Source organism: Luteolibacter arcticus (genome assembly GCF_025950235.1).
Taxonomy (GTDB): domain Bacteria; phylum Verrucomicrobiota; class Verrucomicrobiia; order Verrucomicrobiales; family Akkermansiaceae; genus Haloferula; species Haloferula arctica.
This window is the reverse complement of the sequence record NZ_JAPDDT010000012.1, coordinates 68,148-85,952: the sequence shown is the minus strand read 5'-3', so window position 1 is coordinate 85,952 and position 17,805 is coordinate 68,148. Positions and strand designations below refer to the sequence as shown.

Genomic DNA, 17,805 nt, shown 5'->3' with positions numbered 1-17,805 from the left:
CGCGCCTACTATCCACCCCTACCCGATCAAATCCCCGATCGACCCGAAGTCCGGGGTGAAAAGACGCTTGTACATCCGCGCCGCGTAGCCATCGGACATGCCGGCGAGGAAGTCGCAGACGAGCCGGGCTTTCTTCTCCTCGGTGTCCGCCTGCTCGATCTCGCTGGCGGCGTCCTCGGGGAGGAGCTGGAAGGTCTGGCCGTCGATGTCCTTGCCGGTGACGTAGCGTTTCACCAGAACGTCCCACAGCCCGTGGAGCAGGTGATTGCCCTTGTGCTCAAGCTGCTTGAGCTGCGGGGACAGGAACACCACCTCGAAGGCGAGCTTCTTGAATAGCTTCGACTCCGCCTTTAACGCGGGGTCCACAAGGAGCCGGAAGCGGTAGCGATTGCTCGCACCGCTGAGGAAGTTGGTGTCAGTGGTGAGAGTGGTGGCGCGGATGTACTTACCGATGCGCGAGCCGACGAAGGGATCCACCTTGCGCTTGCGGATCGAGGCGATGAGTTCGCCCAGTGGAGTGCCATCGCTCACCTCGGCCCCGTTCTTCTCCGCCCACGCCTCGATGCGCTCGATACGCAGGAAGCCGGCGCGCACGCTATCGGCGAGGTCGTTGAGCGAATACGCCGTGTCGTCCGCCCAGTCCATGACCTGGCACTCGATCGACTTGAAGGAATCGCGCTCCTTGCCCGGCGGCAGCTCGGCAGGGAAGTCATTGCCGCCCATCGCCCAGTCCAGCCACGCGTGCTGGAAGTCGTAAAGGAAGTGGTGCTCGGGCAGCTTGTCGGCGTTCTTCAGCTCGCTCCACAGCGACTTGTATTTCAGCACCGCATCGAGAAAGGCGCGGCTAGGATCCATGCCGGTGCGCTTGGCGGAGAAGATCCGCTCGGTGAGCAGCCGCAGCGTCTGCGCATTCCCCTCGAAGCCACCGTAGGGAGCCATCAGATGGTTCAGCGTCCTCTCCCCGGCGTGGCCGAAGGGCGGGTGGCCGAGGTCGTGGGACAGGCACGCCGCCTCGACCAGATCCGGGTCGATGAAGAAATCCTCGGAAAGCGATTCGCCCCGCGAAATCAGCCAGTGGCAGATCGAGCGGCCGATCTGGGCGACTTCCAGCGAGTGGGTCAGCCGGGTCCGGTAGAAATCATACTCCCCGCTCCAGAAGACCTGCGTCTTGTTCTGCAGGCGCCGGAAGGCGGGCGTGTGCAGCACCCGGTCGCGATCAATCTGGAACGGCGTGCGGAAATCCGCGGCGTCGGCTTTCCCGGAAAATCGCTCGGTGTCGAAGGCGCCGTAGAAGCGGTTGGGCATCGACGGCTTTGCTAAAGCCCGCGGCGGGCCTTGGCGAGCCTTTCAATCCTGCTCGATCACTGCCGTGGCGCGGAGTTTGGCGGCGAGGTCCTTCAGCACCTGCAGGCGGCGCTCGCGCTCCACTTCCTCGCGGATGCTGTCCGCGACTTCCTCGAAAGGCTGCACCGAGGCGGCCCGGGCCTCGGTGACCTTCACGAGATGGTAGGCCTGTTCGTAGTGGAAGACCGGGCTGACTTCGCCCTCGTGCAGGGAGAACAACATCGCCTCGAAGGGATTCAGCAGACGCTGCTGCTCGATCCACCCGAGATCGGTCTCGCCCCCCTTCTTCTGTGTGTGGGCCGTCGCCAGCGTCGCGAAATCCTCGCCCTCCAGCGCACGGCGGCGGAAGTCGAGCATGGCAGCGTAATCGTCCCACGGGTCCGGGCTTTCCGGGAAGCGGACAAGGTGAAGCACATTCGCCGCGGCGGGCGTGCGGAAGCGGGTAAGGTTCTCACCGTACCAATTACGAAGATCCTCGTAGCCCAGCTCCGGCAGCTCTTTCCACAGGCCGCCGGTGAAGCGCTCCATCCGAAGCCTCGATATCGTTTCGGCACGCAGCGATTCGCGCTGGGCATCCAGCAAGTCCCACGAAGCACCGTGGCGACGCCATTCGCGCAAGGTATCCTCAAAGGCCGTACGGGTCTCGTCGGCCGGAGGCTCCGGCACGCGGCGCTCCGCCTCCTGGGCAAGAAGAATGCCGTCGATGACTTCCTCTTCGGCCCGCTCGCGGAATTCGCCATCGCGCTCGCAGCAGGAAACCTCGCTGGCCATTTCCGCCTCGGCCTTCAGGCGGATAAAAGTGTCCTCGATCAGCGTGGGATCGATGGGTTCGCCATTGACGCGCGGCATGTCTCTCAGCGCGGCGGGTTGAGCGGGGGCGGGGTAAACGCCTCCATCATCGAGGAGCGCGCTTCCAGGGTGGCGCGGTACTGCGCGAGCTGGCCGGGGGTCAGGATCGCGGTCAGCGCGGAAACTCTCGCGCCAGCGGTGGCCCGCTGGGCCTCAATCAGCCGGCGCTGAATCTCCTGCGGGTCGTTCATGACCGCTGGATCGTTCATCACGCCACCGAGGTCTTCGAGCACCGACACCTGATTATTACCAAGCATGCCAAAGGACTCGTTCATCAGCGACCAGCCCGCGGGGCGATTGCTAGCCGCGGTCGTGCTCAGCCGGCGCATCACCTCCAGCGCCTGCTCGCGCTGCTCCTCGGAGAGATCGACTTGCCCGATCAGGTCGGCGACGTCGCGCTGCGCCTTCGCCTCGATGTCGTTGTCCTTTTCGCGCTGCTTGAAATCGTCCAGCGCGGCCACCTGCTCGGGATCGAGCAGCTTTTTCACGTCCTCCATGAACCGCTGCTCGGAAAGGCTGGCCTGCTGGACGGATTCAGCCGGATTGCTGCCGCCGCCCTGTAGCTCGCGGAAGCCGTCGCGGCGGTTGGCCAATAGCACCGCCAGCGTCTCCCGCTGTTCGGCGCTCAGGCCGAGGGCTTCCGCCAGACGGGACAGCCGGGCATTGTCGGCGCGGCCTGAAGCATTGCCGAAGGTTTCCTGAAAGCGAACCTGAGCCGACACGGTGGCCGCATCGGGCTCAACGGCACCCCCGCCGCGCGCCGGAAGCACCAGCGGGCGCTTGGCGCGAACGTGGGATTTCCCATCCAGCGATCCATCCCCTTCCCCTCCGCGACCGCTGCCGGTCGACTTGGTGGTGCCGTTCTCCGCGGTCGATCCGTCCGGGACCGCATCCGGTGTGGGCTTGAGCACCCAGCCGGCGGCGAAACTCAGCAGGGCGGTGGCGATGGCGACAACGGGTTTCATGAGATCAAATGGACACGATAATAGCGCCGCCGGGCGAAAAATTCGTCCGTTTTCAGGCTTCGCGGATTTCCTTCACCGCCAGCGACATATCGGGCGCGCGGAAGGTGGAGGAACCGGCGACCATGACGTTTGCCCCGGCTTTCCCGCAGCGGGCGGCGGTCAGGGCGTCGATGCCGCCGTCCACCTCGATGTGATACCCGAGGCCGCGCTCGTCCCGGTATTTTGCCGCCATTTCGATCTTCGGCAGCACTTCCGGCATGAAGGATTGCCCGCCGAAGCCCGGCACCACGGTCATGCACAGCAGCAGGTCGATGTTCTCCAAATGCGGCACCACGTGGTCAAAGGGGGTCGCCGGGTTCAGGGCCAGACCGGCCTTGCAACCGGCGTCGCGAATCGCACGGAGGGTCGCGGCGACATCGTGGTGCGCCTCGACGTGCACCGTGATCATATCCGACCCGGCGGCCACGAAGCGCGGCAGGAAATGATCCGGCCGGGAGACCATCAGGTGGACATCGAGGTAAATGTCGTTCGTTTCGTGGACCGCCTGCACCACCGCCGGGCCGAAGGAAATATTGTCCACGAAGTGGCCGTCCATCACGTCCAGATGGAGCCAATCGGCCCCCGAATGGATGGCGCGGGTCACTTCCTCGCGGATGCGGGAAAAATCGGCAGCTAGCAGGGAGGGAGCAATGACGCGGTCGCGGCAGGTCGGCGGAATCACGGCCGGAAGGTGGAGTCCCCCGGAGGGAGTGCCAAGCGCCAAGAAAGGCAGGCATGACAGCGCGAATTCGGGAATGCCCGCCCGCCACCGGGCCTTCCCTTGGCCCTTTCCGCGTCATCCGGCGCATGATCCGGTCACGGGAGGGATTCTGGTTCTCTCGGGGGTTGCATTTCCCGGCCCCTCGGTCCATTTCCCTCCCGCCCCAAGCCGACCACCATGAGCCAGAAGTCCCTGCGTATAGCCCTCGGCGCCGATCACGGCGGAGTTGACCTCAAGGATGCCCTCGTTGCCCACCTCCAGGCCGCCGGCCACGAGGTCACCGACTTCGGCACGCACGGTCCCGACTCGGTCGATTATGCGGACTTCGCCAATCTCGTCGGCCGCTCGGTTTCCGACGGCACCCAGGATTTCGGCGTGCTTTGCTGCACCTCTGGCGTCGGCGTTTCCATAGCCGCCAACCGCCACCGCCACGTCCGGGCCGCCAATGTCCGCACCGTCGAGGAAACGATCACCACCCGCCAGCACAACGACGCCAACGTCCTCTGCCTCGGCGGCAAGACCGTCGATGTCGCCACCGCCACGGCGATGACCGATGCCTTCCTCGCCACCGGCTTCGAAGGCGGCCGCCATGAGGCCCGCGTCTGCAAGTCCTCCGGGTCCCGCATCGCCGAGACCGACCCCGAGATCTACGCCGCCATCGTCGCCGAGGAAAAGCGCCAGCGGAACAACATCGAGCTGATCGCCTCGGAAAACTTCGCCTCGCCCGCCGTCATGGAAGCCCAAGGCTCCGTGCTGACGAACAAGTATGCCGAAGGATACCCCGGCAAGCGCTGGTATGGCGGCTGCGATAACGTCGATGTCGTCGAGCAACTTGCGATCGACCGCGCCAAGCAGATCTTCGGCGCAGAGCACGCGAACGTCCAACCGCACTCCGGCTCGCAGGCAAATACCGCCGTCTATTTCTCCGTGCTGAAGCCCGGCGACAAGATCCTCACCATGGACCTGTCGCACGGCGGCCACCTCACCCACGGCCACAAGGCGAACTTCTCCGGCAAGTTCTACGACGTGACCCACTACGGCGTGAGCAAGGATGACGAGCGGATCGACTACGATCACCTCGCCGAGCTCGCCCGCGAAGTAACGCCGGCGCTCATCACCTGCGGTGCCAGCGCCTACTCCCGCGTGATCGACTTCGAGCGCATGTCGCAGATCGCCCGCGAAGTCGGTGCCTACCTGTTCGTGGACATGGCCCACATCGCCGGCCTCGTCGCCGCTGGGGTCCACCCGAACCCGGTGCCGCACGCCGACTTCGTCACCTCCACCACCCACAAATCCCTTCGCGGCCCGCGCGGCGGCATCATCCTGTGCAAGGAAGAGTTCGCGAAGAAGATCGATGCTCAGGTCTTCCCCGGCATCCAGGGCGGCCCGCTGATGCACGTCATCGCCGCCAAGGCCGTCTGCTTCGGCGAAGCGCTCAAGCCCGACTTCAAGAGCTACCAGGAGCAAGTCGTGAAGAATTCGCAGGCCCTCGCCGCGCGCCTCACCCATCACGGCCTCCGCATCGTTTCCGGCGGCTCCGACAATCACGTCATGATGGTCGATCTCCGGCCGAAGGGTCTCAACGGATCGGAAGCTTCCCACGCCCTCGATGAAGCCGGCATCACGGTGAACAAGAACACCATCCCCTTCGACACCGGCACCCCGATGAAGCCGAGCGGCATCCGCATCGGCACCCCGGCCGTGACCACCCGCGGCATGAAGGAAAAGGACGTCGAGCAAGTCGCCGACTTCATCGCCGAAGCGCTCGCCGCCATCGGTGACGAAGCCAAACTCCACGCCATCCGCGACAAGGTCTTCGCCTTCAACCGGGCGTTCCCGATGCCGCGGTGAGCCGCCTAAGGATCATCTGAACTTCATACGCCCCCTTGGCCCGCCCAGCCTCGGGGGCGTCTTCTTGCCTCGTGAAGGCCGGACACCCATGCTTGGAGCGCATCCCGTCCGTGGCCGGTTCCTAATGATCTTATCTGATCGCAATCGGAAGGCGTCGTGGAGCGGTGCCTTGCGGAGCGTGATTGAGAAAGCTGACTGTCTGGATCACCACGCCGTTCGAGCTGGCGAGAGCCGTGAACTTGTGATCGCTGCTGGTGAAGGACCCCTCGGTGCCTTCCCACTTAACTCCCGCCGGATTGTCTGTTAGGAAGGACTGGATCTGTTCCTTTGTGAGCTTGCCCCGGTTCATCCCGAAGTTCTTCGTGTTGTCCTGGGGGGAGATGACCGGACTGAAATGGATCAGATGGCAGCGATCCTTCCACATGACCGTGGTGATAGAGATGCCGTCCTTTTCGTAATAATTACTGTTGTGAGTGGTTCGGACTGGTTTGCCGTAACGCCTCTCGAGTTGCTCGGCGGTCTCCCCGATGCGGCCTGAAGCCAAGGCATTCGAGGCGGCCAATACGACGAGAATGGTTTTCATGGGCTACCTGTGTTGATGGATCATCATTGGAGGACAAGCAATCAATCCCTTCACCTCCCATCCACCATCCGGTCCAGAAACGCATCCACCTCGCGCTTGTACTTCGCCGGGTCACCCGCCCGCAGGTGATAGTGCGTTCCCCGGGAAATCGGGACGAAGCGGTAGTTGGAGCCCTTCGCATGGCTGGCAATGCGCCAGCCTTGGGAAATCGGGATCAGCTCGTCCGCTTCACCATGCAGGTGGAGCACGGGTGCCCGGACCTTCTCGATCGCCCGCTCCGGGGCGACCTCGCTGGGGTCGAAGGAGGCCAGCTTGCCGGCTTCATTGACGAAATAGGGACCGAGTCCGCTGACCGGCAGCGTGGTCCGCATGGTGACCTGATCCCGCGCGATTTCACGCAGGTCGGCGAACGTGCTCTCGATGATGGCGAAGTCGAAATTCTCGTCCGCGCCCATCGCCTGCAAGGCGACCGCACCCCCATACGAAGTGCCCCATAGTCCGACCGGGATGCCGGGAAACTCCTTTTCGACGACCTTGCGCAGCAGGGTGAGGTCCTTCTTCTCCAGATAGCCGTAGGTGGCGAACTTACCGCCGCTGTCGCCATGGGCCCTGAAATCGGGCGCCAGGGCAAAAACACCCCGGCGGGCGAGGTAGCGCAAGGTTTCCACCTGGCTGGCTTTCGAGTCGGAAACGCCGTGCAGCACCAGCATTGCCGCCTTCGGCAGCTCATTCGGGCGGGCTTCCCAAACGCGCATCTCCACCTTGTCCGGCAACACGAAAGTTCGGGCGGCCAAATCCTCCGGCAAGGGGGCTGCGACGCCCTTTCGCGCCGGTTGCACGATTGCTTCCGAAACGAGCCGCGTGGTGAACCCGCATGAAACCACGCCCAGCACAGCGAGCACGACTCCGGCAATCGCAAGCCGTCGCTTGATCCTCCTGCGCTTGGTATTTCCGGGCCGGTTCATTTCCTCACCATACCCTACATAACGCCGGGAAGCTGGCAATCTGTCGCAAGCCTCAGCCTTCCGGCCGGAGCGCCATCTCCTCGTGCATCTTCCCGTCGATCAGCTTCCGATTCCGGTAGAGCCCGATGATCTTGCCGTCGGGATCGACCACCGGAGAAAGCCCGCAGGTCAGGGAGGTGTAGCGCGTTGGCAGGAATTCCGATTCCTCGCCGAACCAATCGTCGATTTTGCTCTCCTCCTTGAAGTCCGCGAACTTCATTCCCACCATCACACCCAGAGCCGCGAGATCCAGCAGCATCTGCTCCTTTGAGCGGCGGGAATAGAGCACGGTATTGATCCGGTTCGCCATCACCGGCCGGTAGGGATCGAGCTCCACCTCCGCCGGCGGCGGGTTGGGCTTCAGGCCACCACCGCAGGCAGCGAGCAGGGCGGAAAAGGCGATGTAGGAAAAAGAGCGGCGCTTCATGTCACTCGATGACCACCGATCGCGGGTCCCAATTCACCGTCGGGAACTCCATCTTCAAGCCCCGCAGAACGTCCACCATGATGCGGGCCACTACGAGGTTGCGGTACCACTTGCGGTCGCCGGGGATGATGAACCACGGCGCCTGGTCGGTGCTCGTTTTCTCAATGAGATCCTCGTAGCCCTTCTGGAAATCATCCCAGCGGGCGCGGTCGGAGAGATCGTCGGGATTGAATTTCCAGTACTTCGCCGGGTTGGCGAGGCGCGACTCCAGCCGGCGCTTCTGCTCGTCCTTCGAAATGTGGAGGAACAACTTGATGATCGTGGTCCCCTCCTCCGCCAGCATCCGCTCGAACTCAATCACATGGCGGTAGCGGCGTTTCCAGACCTCGTCGCCGAAAAGCTTCTTCACCCGCACCGCGAGGATGTCCTCATAGTGGCTGCGATTGAAGATGACGATCTGGCCATTCCCCGGCACGTGCTGGTGGACGCGCCACAGGAAATCGTGCGCCAACTCCTCCTCGCTCGGCTTTTTGAAGGCCTTCACGTTCACGCCCTGCGGGTCCACGCGGGAGAAAACGTGTTTCACGCAGCCGTCCTTCCCACCGCTGTCCATCGCCTGGAGCACGATGAGGACGCGGTGCTTGTTCTGCGCGTAGAGAACCTTTTGCAGTTCCTGGAGCTCGTCGCGCAGCTCGTCAAACAGCTCCAGCGAGGCCGATTTGCCGCCCTCGTAGAGCGAGGCGTCGGCCGCATTGATGGCGGAAAGGGCCACCTTGTCGCCAGGTTTCACCCGGTAGTGTTTCAGCGCGTCGCCGATTTTCATCGGGCTGCATGTTCCGGGCGAGCTGCCACACTGGCAAGCATGGACTCGTTTTCGGAAAGGTCCGTCACACATTCGTCATTGAAAGCCGGGGATTCCCGCGCTGTCTTCGGGCGATGCCTGCCACGCCCGTCTCCGACGCCCCCGGTTCGCTCGTCACCGCGATCCACGTCGGAGCGAGTTCCGTGTCGATGATGGTCGCGGAAACCCTGCCGGACGGGACCCACCAGGCCGTGGATTTCCTGGAGCAGCCAGCCCCCCTCGCCCGCGACGTCTTCCGCCACGGAAAAGTCAGCGCGGAAACCACCGAGCGCATCGTCGAGATCCTCCACGACTATCAGCACGCGCTCTCGGAATACGGGGCCGATGGCCGTCAGGTGACCCGCGCGGTGGCGACGAACATCCTGATCGAGGCCACCAATCACGATATTTTCCTCAACCGCATCCGCATCGCCTGCGGGCTGTCGATCAATCCGATCGACGACGGCGAGATGACCCGGCTGATCTATCTCAAGACCCGCCGCCGCCTGAAAGACACCCCGGCGATGAAGCGCCGCTGCGCGCTGGTGGTCCACGTCGGCCCCGGAAATACCCGCGCGCTGCTGTTCCAGGATGGAGCGATCACCCGCTACACCAGCTACCGGCTGGGCACGCACCGCACCAGGGAGGCGACCGACGCATCCCACGCCGAAGGCCCATCCATGCTGCGCGTGATCCGCGAGCACACCTCCGGCAACCTCGCCCAGATGCGCTTCGACTACCACGACGTGACGCTCGAAGGGCTGGTCGTCATCGGCTACGAAATCCAACAGATCGCCCGCCAGCTCACCAAAGGAGCCGCCGGCACCGCGGTCTCCACGAAGGCGCTTCAGAAGCTCGCGGTCGAAGCCTCGCAGATGAGCGAGCTGGATTTGGTCAATCGCTACCAGATCGACTATCAGACCGCCGAGGCGCTGCTGCCGGCGCTGGAGACCAACCTCGCCATCGCCGAAACCTTCGGCCTGAAGGAACTTCACGTCCCTGCGAGCGACTACGAGCAGGGCATCTTGTTAGACCTGCTGGTCTCAGGCAGCCTCGCCGGCACCTTGGACCAGGAAGTGCTGCGCTCCGCGAAAATCCTCGCCTCCCGCTATCAGTCCGACCCGCGGCACGGCGAGCATGTCGGGAAGCTTTGCCACCACCTCTTCACCGAGCTGCAGGACCTGCACGGCATGACCAAGCACGATGCCATGCTACTGCAAGTCGCCGCGATCCTCCACGAGGTCGGCACCTTCGTCAGCCCGCGCGCCCACCACAAGCACTCGGAATACATCATCCTCAACAGCGAGATCTTCGGGCTCGACCGGCTCGATATCAACATGATCGCGATGATCGCCCGCTACCACCGCCACTCCGGCCCGCGCACCGATCACCCGAACTACCGCGACCTCGACACCGTCGATCGTATCCGCGTCGCGAAGCTGTCCGCCCTGCTCCGCGTCGCCGATGCCTTGGAGCGGACGCACGACCAGCGGGTGCATGAAATCATCGTCCGCCGCGACGACCGCCGCCTGCGACTCGCCCTTCCCGGTCTGCATGACGCGGCAGTGGAGCGTCTCGCCATGGCGTCGAAGGCGGACTTGTTCGAGCAGGTCTTCGGCCTCGAAGTCGTGATCGATGACGCGGGGTAGCCAAAGATGGCAGATGGGAGATGGCAGATCGTAGATGAAAATGCCAGAAGCCCCCTGCCAGCGCCCCGCACGATTGCCTTTCATCTACCATCCACGATCTCCCATCTACCATCTATGCAGCTTCCCTTCATCAACCGCGAGCTGTCCTGGCTGGAATTCAACCAGCGCGTGCTGAACGAGGCGCTGCGGAGCGACCTTCCGCTGTTAGAGCGGGTGAAGTTCCTGGCGATCTCCGCTTCGAACCTCGATGAGTTCTTCCAGGTTCGCGTGGGCAGCCTGATCCTGCTGCGCCGCAGCGGCCGGAAGAACCCCGACCCCTCTGGCCTCACCCCGGTCCAGCAGCTTGCCGCGATCCGCAAGCGGGTGCAGCAGATGACCGAGGACCAGTATGAGCTTTTCACCAAGGTGCTCTGCCCCGCGCTCCATGAGTCCGGGATTCGCCTGTTAGACACGAAGGATCTTTCCCCGGCGCAGACCAACAAGGTGGCCGAGGCCTTCCACGATTCGATTTCGCCGCTGCTCACGCCGCTGGCAGTGGTCTCGGGCGAGGAGCCGCCGCTGGTGCCCGCGCTGCAACTCATCGTCGCCTGCCGCATCGCCGATGGCGAGACCGGCGCGATCCGCCACGCCCTGATCCCGATCCCCGACGGACTCGGTCGCCGGGTTTCCGTCGGAGATGCCGAAGGCGTCGCCTTCGTGCTGATCGAGGACGTGGTGGCACGCCACGCCGGAGAGTTGTTCCCCGGCGAGGTTGTCGAGGCGACCGCCTGCTTCCGCGTCACCCGCAATGGCGATATCGCCGTGCAAGAAGAAGACGCCGACGACCTGGCCGGAGAGATGGAAGATGTCCTCGCCGCGCGCAAGCTCTCCGGCACCGTGCGGTTGGAGCTTCCCGCCACACTGCCTCGCGACTTGGCGAAGGTGATCCAGGAAGTCTGCGGTGCGCCCTCGGAAGGCACCTACCGCCTTGCCGGGCCGCTGGCGCTCTCCGGCTTCATGGATCTCGCCTTCACCCCCGGCTTCGATCACCTGCGCGATGAGGACTGGCCCTCCCAACCCTCGCCGGATCTGGAACCGGGCGATTCGATCTTCGACGCGATCGGCCGCCGCGACCTGCTGCTGCACCATCCCTACGAGAGCTTCGAACCCGTGATGCGCCTGGTCGAGGAAGCCGCCAATGACCCACAGGTCGTCTCGATCAAGCAGGTCCTCTACCGCACCGCAAAGCAGTCGCGGATCATCGACGCCCTGATCCGCGCGGCGGAGAACGGCAAGGCCGTGACCGTGCTGGTCGAGCTAAAGGCCCGCTTCGACGAAGCGCGCAACCTGCTCCGCGCCGAGGAACTCCAGCGCGCCGGAGCGCAGATCGTGTATGGCGTGAAGGGCCTCAAAACCCACGCGAAGATCTGCCTCGTGGTCCGCCGCGAGGACGGCCGCCTGCGCCGCTACGTCCACCTCGGCACCGGCAACTACAACGAGAGCACCGCCCGCCTCTACACCGATATTTCCCTGCTCACCTGCCGGCCGGAATACGGCTCCGACGCCTCGCTGTTCTTCAATGCCGTCACCGGTCGCTCGAAGCTGCTGCGCTTCCAGCGGTTCGTCCCCGCACCCACGGCGATGAAGCCGCGCCTGCTCGACCTGATCGCCTCCGAAGCCGGGCGCGCCCGCCAAGGCGAACCCGCACGCATCCTCGCGAAGGTGAATTCACTCCAGGACCCGGACATCATCGCCGCGCTCTATCAGGCGTCGAAGGCTGGCGTGGAAATCAAGCTGAACGTCCGCGGCCTCTGCTGCCTGAAGACCGGCGACGCGAGGCACTCGAAGAACATCCGCGTCGTCTCAATCATCGACCGCTACCTTGAGCACGCCCGGATCTTCTACTTCCACCACGGCGGCGATCCCGAGATCTTTATCGCCTCCGCCGACTGGATGGGCCGCAATCTCGACCGCCGCGTCGAGCTGATGGTGCCGGTCGAGGACAGCCGCGCACGCCGCCGCCTGCTGCGCCTGTTAGAGTCGTGCTTCCAAGACAACACCCAGGCCTCGAAGATCCTGCCCGATGGCTCGTCGGAGCGTCTGAAGCCCGCCGACGGAGAAAAGAAATTCCGCGCCCAGGATTACTTCTTCAGGGAAGCCCGCCGCGCCGCCAAAGCCCGCGACCACGAGCGCGCCATGACCTTCGAGCCGCACCGGCCGAAGTAGAGCCCCCCCCGCTTATGACCAGCTCACCAGAAATCGACCTGCTCCGCGCAGCCTACGCGGCCTTCAACGCGCGGGACATTGACGCCGCCCTCCCTCTCATGACGCCCGACGTGGCTTGGCCGCGAGCGTTCAAAGGCGGGTTCGTCCGTGGCCCCGATGAGGTCCGTGCCTACTGGACGGAGCAGTGGAGCGAGATCGACCCGAAGGTGGAGCCGCTGGCTTTCTACCCGCAGGACTCGGGGCAGATCCTCGTCGAGGTGCATCAGGTCGTGCGCGACCTGACAGGAACCGTTCTAGCCGATGAGCGGGTAGGACATCGCTTCACCATGGCGCAGGGATTGATCCAAGGCATGGAGGTCTGCCCGCTTCCCTCGGCCACGGCGCTTTGAAGCAAGGCGCCGGCAGTCCGGCAAGACGACCCGCACCTCGAGACCATCTCAGGGCTGCTTGGTGGCTACGACGCGGCCGAAGAGCTTTCCGTCGACTCCGGCGTTGCTACGCGGAATCCGGACCACCACGGCATTCAACGGGGAACCGTCGGTGACATCGACAGCCGGCAGGTCATCGACCGTGCCGATGGTGCGGAAGTCATTCCAAGCTCCCACGTCACCCCGCAGTTAGGGGCAGCCCGGCTCCCGCGCGCTCGGGGGAAGCCTCCAGCAACGCCATGTTAGCCTGTTTCCGGAACGTCCCGGAACGCCGGGAGTCGCCAGTCCTGCCCAGCGGAATGAATTGCGAGTTCCCCGCAAATCACCGCATCGCGTGCGCCCGCAGGTCGGCGAGATCGACGAATTCGAGCGCCGATTCGTGGGTTGCCTCCAGCACCACGGCGGGCGCATGGCCCTGATCCAGCGCCTCCTTCCAGCGGGCGGCACACAGGCACCAGCGGTCGCCGGGCTTCAGGCCGGGAAAGTCGAACTCCGGGCGCGGCGTGCTGAGGTCGTTCCCGCGGGCCTTGGACCACGCTAGGAATTCCTCCGTCACGCTCGCGCAGATGACGTGGACGCCGACATCGCCGCGACCGGTGCGGCAGCAGCCGTCGCGGAAGAAACCGGTCATTGGCTTGGTCGAGCAAGCTTGCAGGACTCCGCCGATCACATTGCGTCGCTCCGTCGCCATAGGAGCCACCCTAACCGCGACTGGCGTTTCGTCCAATGCAGGCTTCGTGACATTAAGGAGTGTCGACGTTCCGTCGACGCAGCGTGGACAGAATGTCCACACTCCATATCAGCCCCCCGTCCGCGGCGGGCGCTTCTTGGACGGGCCGGGATCCTCGGTATTGGGGTCCACCACCCGGCCGCGAGCCTGGCGCATGCGCTCCATGTCGGCTTGCTTTTCGGCCATCCGTTCGACCCAGCTCTTGCTGGAGCCACCGGCCTTTGCCTTCAGCTCGGGCTCGGGCAGGCGGTTGGACAGCCAGGTCTGGCCGATCGAGAAAATATTCGAGACGGTCCAGTAGAGGGCCAGCGCCGAGGCGAAATTGTAGCAGATGAAGAGGAAGAAGAACGGCATCATCTTCATGATCGCCATCTGCGTCTTGTCGCCGCCGGTATTCGGCATCATTGCCATCTGGGCGAAGCTGGTGAACGCCATTACGATCGGCAGCGGATTGATCGGAATGCCCGCGAGGTGGGCGATGGTATCCGGCTGCGACAGATCGGTGACCCAGAGGAACTCTTGGCCGCGCATCTCGACGGCGTGCAGGAGCATCGAGTAGAAGCCGAAGAAGATCGGCAGCTGGGCGAACATCGGCAGACAGCCACCGAGCGGGTTGATGCCGAACTTGCGGTACATCCCCATCATCTCGGTGTTCATCTTCTGCGGATCGTCCGGATACTTCTCCTTCAGCTTGTCGATCTCCGGCTTCAGCTTGGCCATCCGCTTCATGGTCCGGTTGGAGCGGTTATAGAGCGGCCAGATGACGGTGCGCAGGAGGATGGTCAGGACGATGACGGAGAGGCCCCACGCCCACTTGCCGGAGATCTTGTCGAGACCGGCGTGGACCCACCACAACGACCAGTTCATGAACCGGCTGAAGGGGCTGAAAAAGCCGTAGTTCATCAGCTTGCCCCAGTCGTCGCCCATCTTGCGGAGCACACGGTTTTGCTTGGGGCCGGCAAAAACGACGTAGTTCATTACCTTCGGCTCGCCGGGGGCGAGGGTCGCGGCAGGGAGCTGGAGACCGGCACGGACCGCCTTGAGCGGCTTCGCGCCGGGCTTGAGGGTCACGTCGGCGACCTTGGCCCAGACCAGCGACTTGCCCGGTTCGTTGAGCTTGATCGCGGTGGCGAAGAACTGGTTCGCCACACCGGCGATCTCGGCCTTCTCCAGGCTCTCGGTGATCACCGAGCGCTCCTTGCTGAACCAGCCGCCAGCGAAGGCGGTGGCCGCCGTGAAGGTGAAGCTGCGGTCATTCAGCCAGACGAAACCGGTCTGCGCGGCGGTCTCGACCGTGTCGAGCGGGGAAGCGACGCCGAGGAAGAGGCTGAAGTTCTCCAGATTGACGGTGGCCTGCGTGCTGTTCTCCAGGTGGAGCTTGAAATCGAGGGTGTACGGGTCGCCCTCGTTGCCGGTCTCGCGGAGCGACCAGGTCTTCTTGGCCCACAGGCCAGACGGCAGCTTGCCGCGGAAGACGATCGACTTGTAGTGCGTGGAGTCCGGGAACTTCACCGACTCGCCCTCGACGAATTCGTAAGCGGTCGCCTCCAGCCGGTCCGGGCTATCGGCAATCGCGCCGATCGGGCTGCTGCCGTGGCGATTGAGCAGCACCGGGCCTTCCAAGCCGGGAGTCTGATTCTTGAACTCGGCGGTCTTCAGGCCACCACCGATGGAGGTGAAAGTGAAAGTCGTCTCCGAGGTCTCCATCGTCACAAGCTGCTCGGCCATCTGGGCCGGCGGCTCGGACTCGACCAGCGTGCCCACCTTGTCTTCAGGCGCAGTCGGCGTGGCGGCGGGTGTGTCCGCGGGCTTTTTGGCGGCCTCGATGGCGGCCTGCTCGCGCTTCTGCTCGGCGAGTAGCCGGCCATTCTTCTGTTGAAAGAAGATGTTTACCGCGAGCAGCAGGCTGCAGGCGATGACGACGATCCAAGTCTTGCGGTCGTACATGGGAGATGTGGAAAAGGAAAAGTCCCGCGTTCAGGCGTCCGGCCCGGCGGGATGGTGGGCATCGGCAGTTGCAGCGCCCGGTTTCGGCGGGACGGGGTCATAACCACAGCCCCCCCACGGATGACAGCGGAAAATCCGGCAGACCCCGAGCCACGAACCTTTGATGGACCCGTGAGCTTCGACCGCCTGCAGGAAATAGTTCGAACAGCTCGGCGTGAAACGGCAGCCGCTGTTCGGCCCGCCCAGCGCCTTGAGCACGGGGTTGAGAAAAATCTGGTAGCCGCGGATGGCGATTCGGATGAGGCGCTTCATCGGAGCGGGCGATTCCTTTACCCCCTGCGGGGACAAACGGCAGGTGGAACTTTTCGCTAGGAAAGTAAGCCGAGACGTTTCGCCTGCTTCAGCCAATCGGCCTCCAGCTCGGCGTAGGTGGCGGAGGAAGAGCCGGGCCGCGGGATGGTGACCAGCAGGCGCTTCGGATCGGCGATGCGCTCACCATGGAGCTGTAGGATCGCGCGGATGCGGCGGCGCAGCAAATTGCGGTCGTGCGCCTTCCCCACTTTCCGCGTGGTGATGACGGCGACCGTCAGGCACGGCAGCGCCGGATCGGCGAGAGTACTGAGCACGACAAAACGGCCGGCTTTCGCCTGGCCGTCTTTCCGCGCGCGGGCAAAGTCCGCGCGCTTCGTCATGCTGTGCTTCCGCGGGAGGCGCATGGGCCGGGCGCGGCGCGCAGGCAAAAGAATCAGACCCCGTGCTGGGTGGTGTGACGCTCGTAGTGGATCTCGGCACCCTTCGGGATGAGGCGCTTGCGGCCCTTCTGACGGCGGCGCTTGATAATGTCGCGGCCGGCCTTGGTCGCCATGCGAGCACGGAATCCGTGCTGGCGCTTGCGGGTGCGCTTGGATGGCTGGAAGGTGCGTTTCATGGCAATCTCGGGAAAAAAGCGGTTCTGGGATCCGCACCGGGCGTCCGGCTCGGGCGGGCGCGCACTCTAGGAGTCGGTCCCCGCTTGTCAATCCGCCAAATACCCCTGATCGCGGAAATTTTTCGATGATGCCCGGGAAATGGCGTGCCGCTCCCCGGAGCGCGTGCCACTTTGCCGCCGTGAGCCAAGGACCGTCCTCCAGCGCCGTCGCCAACCGACCCAAGGTCATCCCCGCGACCATCGAGGACCTTCCCGCGCTCACCGATCTGGTCGTGGAGCTGTTTGCCGAGTCGGACGAATTCACCTCGAACCACGAGGTTCAGGAGCGCGGTCTCGCGCTGATCCTGGAGCAACCCAGCCGCGGGCGCATCTTCGTGGTGCGAAACGAAACGCGGATCATCGGCATGGTGAACCTGCTGTTCACCATTTCCACTGCCATGGGCGGATTCGTGATCCTGATGGAAGACGTGATCGTTCACCCGGCCCACCGCGGCCAGGGCTACGGCTCCATGCTGCTCGATTACGTCATCGATTTCGCCAAGCAGAAGGACTTCAAGCGCATCACCCTGCTGACCGACAAGATCAGCGCCGAATCGCAGAACTTCTTCCGCAAGAATGGCTTCGAGTATTCCAACATGATCCCCATGCGGCGGATCGTCACCGGCTAGACTGCCAAACCGCCATGAACCCCGGCCTTGCGATCCTCCATGCCGCGGATGGCTTTGCCATGGCGATGGTGGTCATCCTGATATTCAGCCTGGGCATCGTGGGCCTGCTCGCCGCCGGCATCTACCGCAGCGGCAAACGCCGCGAGAACGAGGTGGAGAAGCTGCTTGAGGAACTTCGCCGCGAGGAGGAAGAGGAGCAACAAAAGCACCCCGCCCCCCCAGCAGGCGCCAACGAGACCCGGGACCCTTGGGAAAAGGATCCCGACTGGTGGCAGAAGTGACGTAAGGAGAGGTGACGTCACTGTCCCCCGCACGGGTCGGGCACCACTCCGACCGATAGCCTACAAACGAGGCGACAACCTTAAGCCGGTGCTATCTTCAGCCCCAACGGGGCAATATCCCTCAGCCCGAGGTCATCTTCAGCCCCAACGGGGCGACATCCCTCAGCCCGGGGCAAGCGCAGCGTCGCCCCGGGTGAGGAGATGCCGAGCACAGCACCCTGAAGGGGGGCGAGATGTTCGAGGCATGAAAAACCAACGCCGCCGGTTTCACGAATCCCGTCTGCATGACCACCCTCGCCGATATCGCGCCCCTACAGGGCGCCATCGATCTGGCCCGATAACCCG

The 17,805-nt window shown here is 64.1% G+C and carries 19 protein-coding genes and 1 pseudogene; 6 read left to right on the top strand and 14 right to left on the bottom strand.

Annotation, left to right across the window (positions count from 1 at the left end; genetic code table 11):
- Positions 1-18 precede the first annotated feature (18 nt).
- Genes dgt through rpe form a run of 4 tightly spaced genes read right to left on the bottom strand, consistent with a single transcriptional unit; the run spans position 19 to position 3,879 of the window.
- A complete protein-coding gene (gene dgt / locus OKA05_RS21425) occupies positions 19-1,305 on the bottom strand; it encodes a dGTP triphosphohydrolase (RefSeq protein WP_264489238.1) in 1,287 nt (428 codons plus the stop codon).
- Between the two features lie 42 nt (positions 1,306-1,347).
- Positions 1,348-2,193 (bottom strand): peptidylprolyl isomerase, encoded by an 846-nt coding sequence (locus OKA05_RS21420; RefSeq protein WP_264489237.1) that lies wholly within the window; start codon positions 2,191-2,193, stop codon positions 1,348-1,350.
- Between the two features lie 5 nt (positions 2,194-2,198).
- A complete protein-coding gene (locus tag OKA05_RS21415) occupies positions 2,199-3,158 on the bottom strand; it encodes a hypothetical protein (RefSeq protein ID WP_264489236.1) in 960 nt (319 codons plus the stop codon).
- A 52-nt stretch (positions 3,159-3,210) separates the two neighbouring features.
- On the bottom strand, positions 3,211-3,879 hold the full coding sequence (rpe, locus tag OKA05_RS21410; protein WP_264489235.1) for a ribulose-phosphate 3-epimerase: 669 nt from the start codon (positions 3,877-3,879) through the stop codon (positions 3,211-3,213).
- Positions 3,880-4,095: 216 nt separating this feature from the next.
- Between rpe and OKA05_RS21400 the strand changes: the two genes are divergently transcribed.
- Positions 4,096-5,769 carry a serine hydroxymethyltransferase gene (locus OKA05_RS21400; RefSeq protein ID WP_343226987.1) on the top strand — a complete coding sequence of 558 codons (1,674 nt, stop codon included), beginning with the start codon at positions 4,096-4,098 and terminating at the stop codon, positions 5,767-5,769.
- A gap of 130 nt (positions 5,770-5,899) precedes the next feature.
- Here OKA05_RS21400 and OKA05_RS21395 read toward each other — a convergent pair whose 3' ends face one another.
- The 4 genes from OKA05_RS21395 to OKA05_RS21380 are packed head-to-tail and all read right to left on the bottom strand — an operon-like array spanning position 5,900 to position 8,606.
- Entirely contained in the window at positions 5,900-6,352 is a 453-nt protein-coding gene (locus OKA05_RS21395; protein ID WP_264489234.1) for a hypothetical protein, read from the bottom strand.
- A 50-nt stretch (positions 6,353-6,402) separates the two neighbouring features.
- A complete protein-coding gene (locus tag OKA05_RS21390) occupies positions 6,403-7,317 on the bottom strand; it encodes an alpha/beta hydrolase (RefSeq protein ID WP_264489233.1) in 915 nt (304 codons plus the stop codon).
- A 52-nt stretch (positions 7,318-7,369) separates the two neighbouring features.
- Positions 7,370-7,783 carry a hypothetical protein gene (locus OKA05_RS21385; RefSeq protein WP_264489232.1) on the bottom strand — a complete coding sequence of 138 codons (414 nt, stop codon included), beginning with the start codon at positions 7,781-7,783 and terminating at the stop codon, positions 7,370-7,372.
- Between the two features lies 1 nt (position 7,784).
- On the bottom strand, positions 7,785-8,606 hold the full coding sequence (locus tag OKA05_RS21380; protein WP_264489231.1) for a polyphosphate kinase 2 family protein: 822 nt from the start codon (positions 8,604-8,606) through the stop codon (positions 7,785-7,787).
- Positions 8,607-8,719: 113 nt separating this feature from the next.
- Here OKA05_RS21380 and OKA05_RS21375 point away from each other — a divergent pair, with 113 nt between their 5' ends.
- From OKA05_RS21375 to OKA05_RS21365, 3 genes are all read left to right on the top strand, one after another.
- On the top strand, positions 8,720-10,273 hold the full coding sequence (locus OKA05_RS21375) for a Ppx/GppA phosphatase family protein (RefSeq protein WP_264489230.1): 1,554 nt from the start codon (positions 8,720-8,722) through the stop codon (positions 10,271-10,273).
- 114 nt (positions 10,274-10,387) lie between these two features.
- The gene (gene ppk1, locus OKA05_RS21370) at positions 10,388-12,478 is read left to right on the top strand and encodes a polyphosphate kinase 1 (RefSeq protein WP_264489229.1); all 2,091 of its coding nucleotides are present in this window, start codon (positions 10,388-10,390) and stop codon (positions 12,476-12,478) included.
- A 14-nt stretch (positions 12,479-12,492) separates the two neighbouring features.
- Complete coding sequence (locus OKA05_RS21365) at positions 12,493-12,867, top strand: nuclear transport factor 2 family protein (RefSeq protein WP_264489228.1); 375 nt, start codon at positions 12,493-12,495, stop codon at positions 12,865-12,867.
- A 48-nt stretch (positions 12,868-12,915) separates the two neighbouring features.
- Here OKA05_RS21365 and OKA05_RS21360 read toward each other — a convergent pair whose 3' ends face one another.
- The 6 genes and pseudogenes from OKA05_RS21360 to rpmH form a co-directional block, all read right to left on the bottom strand.
- Positions 12,916-13,083: a hypothetical protein gene (locus tag OKA05_RS21360; RefSeq protein ID WP_264489227.1), complete on the bottom strand. Its 168-nt coding sequence runs from the start codon at positions 13,081-13,083 to the stop codon at positions 12,916-12,918.
- 145 nt (positions 13,084-13,228) lie between these two features.
- Positions 13,229-13,597: a DUF2237 family protein gene (locus OKA05_RS21355; protein ID WP_264489226.1), complete on the bottom strand. Its 369-nt coding sequence runs from the start codon at positions 13,595-13,597 to the stop codon at positions 13,229-13,231.
- Between the two features lie 108 nt (positions 13,598-13,705).
- On the bottom strand, positions 13,706-15,583 hold the full coding sequence (yidC, locus tag OKA05_RS21350; RefSeq protein ID WP_264489225.1) for a membrane protein insertase YidC: 1,878 nt from the start codon (positions 15,581-15,583) through the stop codon (positions 13,706-13,708).
- A 30-nt stretch (positions 15,584-15,613) separates the two neighbouring features.
- Positions 15,614-15,895, bottom strand: coding sequence for a membrane protein insertion efficiency factor YidD (gene yidD / locus OKA05_RS21345; RefSeq protein WP_264489224.1), 282 nt, complete (start codon positions 15,893-15,895; stop codon positions 15,614-15,616).
- A 56-nt stretch (positions 15,896-15,951) separates the two neighbouring features.
- The gene (gene rnpA, locus OKA05_RS21340) at positions 15,952-16,299 is read right to left on the bottom strand and encodes a ribonuclease P protein component (RefSeq protein WP_264489223.1); all 348 of its coding nucleotides are present in this window, start codon (positions 16,297-16,299) and stop codon (positions 15,952-15,954) included.
- Between the two features lie 80 nt (positions 16,300-16,379).
- A pseudogene (rpmH, locus tag OKA05_RS21335) lies at positions 16,380-16,511 on the bottom strand (50S ribosomal protein L34); the annotation flags it as partial.
- 179 nt (positions 16,512-16,690) lie between these two features.
- Here rpmH and OKA05_RS21330 point away from each other — a divergent pair.
- A complete protein-coding gene (locus tag OKA05_RS21330) occupies positions 16,691-17,179 on the top strand; it encodes a GNAT family N-acetyltransferase (RefSeq protein WP_264489222.1) in 489 nt (162 codons plus the stop codon).
- A 14-nt stretch (positions 17,180-17,193) separates the two neighbouring features.
- A complete protein-coding gene (locus OKA05_RS21325) occupies positions 17,194-17,460 on the top strand; it encodes a hypothetical protein (RefSeq protein ID WP_264489221.1) in 267 nt (88 codons plus the stop codon).
- The last annotated feature ends 345 nt before the right edge of the window (positions 17,461-17,805 follow it).

Bases quoted from the DNA above. Each gene is read 5' to 3' on its own strand.
- OKA05_RS21365 (WP_264489228.1), top strand. From the start codon at position 12,493: ATGACCAGCTCACCAGAAATCGACCTGCTCCGCGCAGCCTACGCGGCC.
- yidD (WP_264489224.1), bottom strand. From the start codon at position 15,895: ATGAAGCGCCTCATCCGAATCGCCATCCGCGGCTACCAGATTTTTCTC.
- OKA05_RS21385 (WP_264489232.1), bottom strand. From the start codon at position 7,783: ATGAAGCGCCGCTCTTTTTCCTACATCGCCTTTTCCGCCCTGCTCGCT.
- OKA05_RS21355 (WP_264489226.1), bottom strand. From the start codon at position 13,597: ATGGCGACGGAGCGACGCAATGTGATCGGCGGAGTCCTGCAAGCTTGC.
- OKA05_RS21380 (WP_264489231.1), bottom strand. From the start codon at position 8,606: ATGAAAATCGGCGACGCGCTGAAACACTACCGGGTGAAACCTGGCGAC.
- OKA05_RS21420 (WP_264489237.1), bottom strand. From the start codon at position 2,193: ATGCCGCGCGTCAATGGCGAACCCATCGATCCCACGCTGATCGAGGAC.
- OKA05_RS21375 (WP_264489230.1), top strand. From the start codon at position 8,720: ATGCCTGCCACGCCCGTCTCCGACGCCCCCGGTTCGCTCGTCACCGCG.
- OKA05_RS21400 (WP_343226987.1), top strand. From the start codon at position 4,096: ATGAGCCAGAAGTCCCTGCGTATAGCCCTCGGCGCCGATCACGGCGGA.
- yidC (WP_264489225.1), bottom strand. From the start codon at position 15,583: ATGTACGACCGCAAGACTTGGATCGTCGTCATCGCCTGCAGCCTGCTG.
- dgt (WP_264489238.1), bottom strand. From the start codon at position 1,305: ATGCCCAACCGCTTCTACGGCGCCTTCGACACCGAGCGATTTTCCGGG.
- OKA05_RS21325 (WP_264489221.1), top strand. From the start codon at position 17,194: ATGAACCCCGGCCTTGCGATCCTCCATGCCGCGGATGGCTTTGCCATG.
- rnpA (WP_264489223.1), bottom strand. From the start codon at position 16,299: ATGCGCCTCCCGCGGAAGCACAGCATGACGAAGCGCGCGGACTTTGCC.
- OKA05_RS21415 (WP_264489236.1), bottom strand. From the start codon at position 3,158: ATGAAACCCGTTGTCGCCATCGCCACCGCCCTGCTGAGTTTCGCCGCC.
- OKA05_RS21390 (WP_264489233.1), bottom strand. From the start codon at position 7,317: ATGAACCGGCCCGGAAATACCAAGCGCAGGAGGATCAAGCGACGGCTT.
- OKA05_RS21395 (WP_264489234.1), bottom strand. From the start codon at position 6,352: ATGAAAACCATTCTCGTCGTATTGGCCGCCTCGAATGCCTTGGCTTCA.
- ppk1 (WP_264489229.1), top strand. From the start codon at position 10,388: ATGCAGCTTCCCTTCATCAACCGCGAGCTGTCCTGGCTGGAATTCAAC.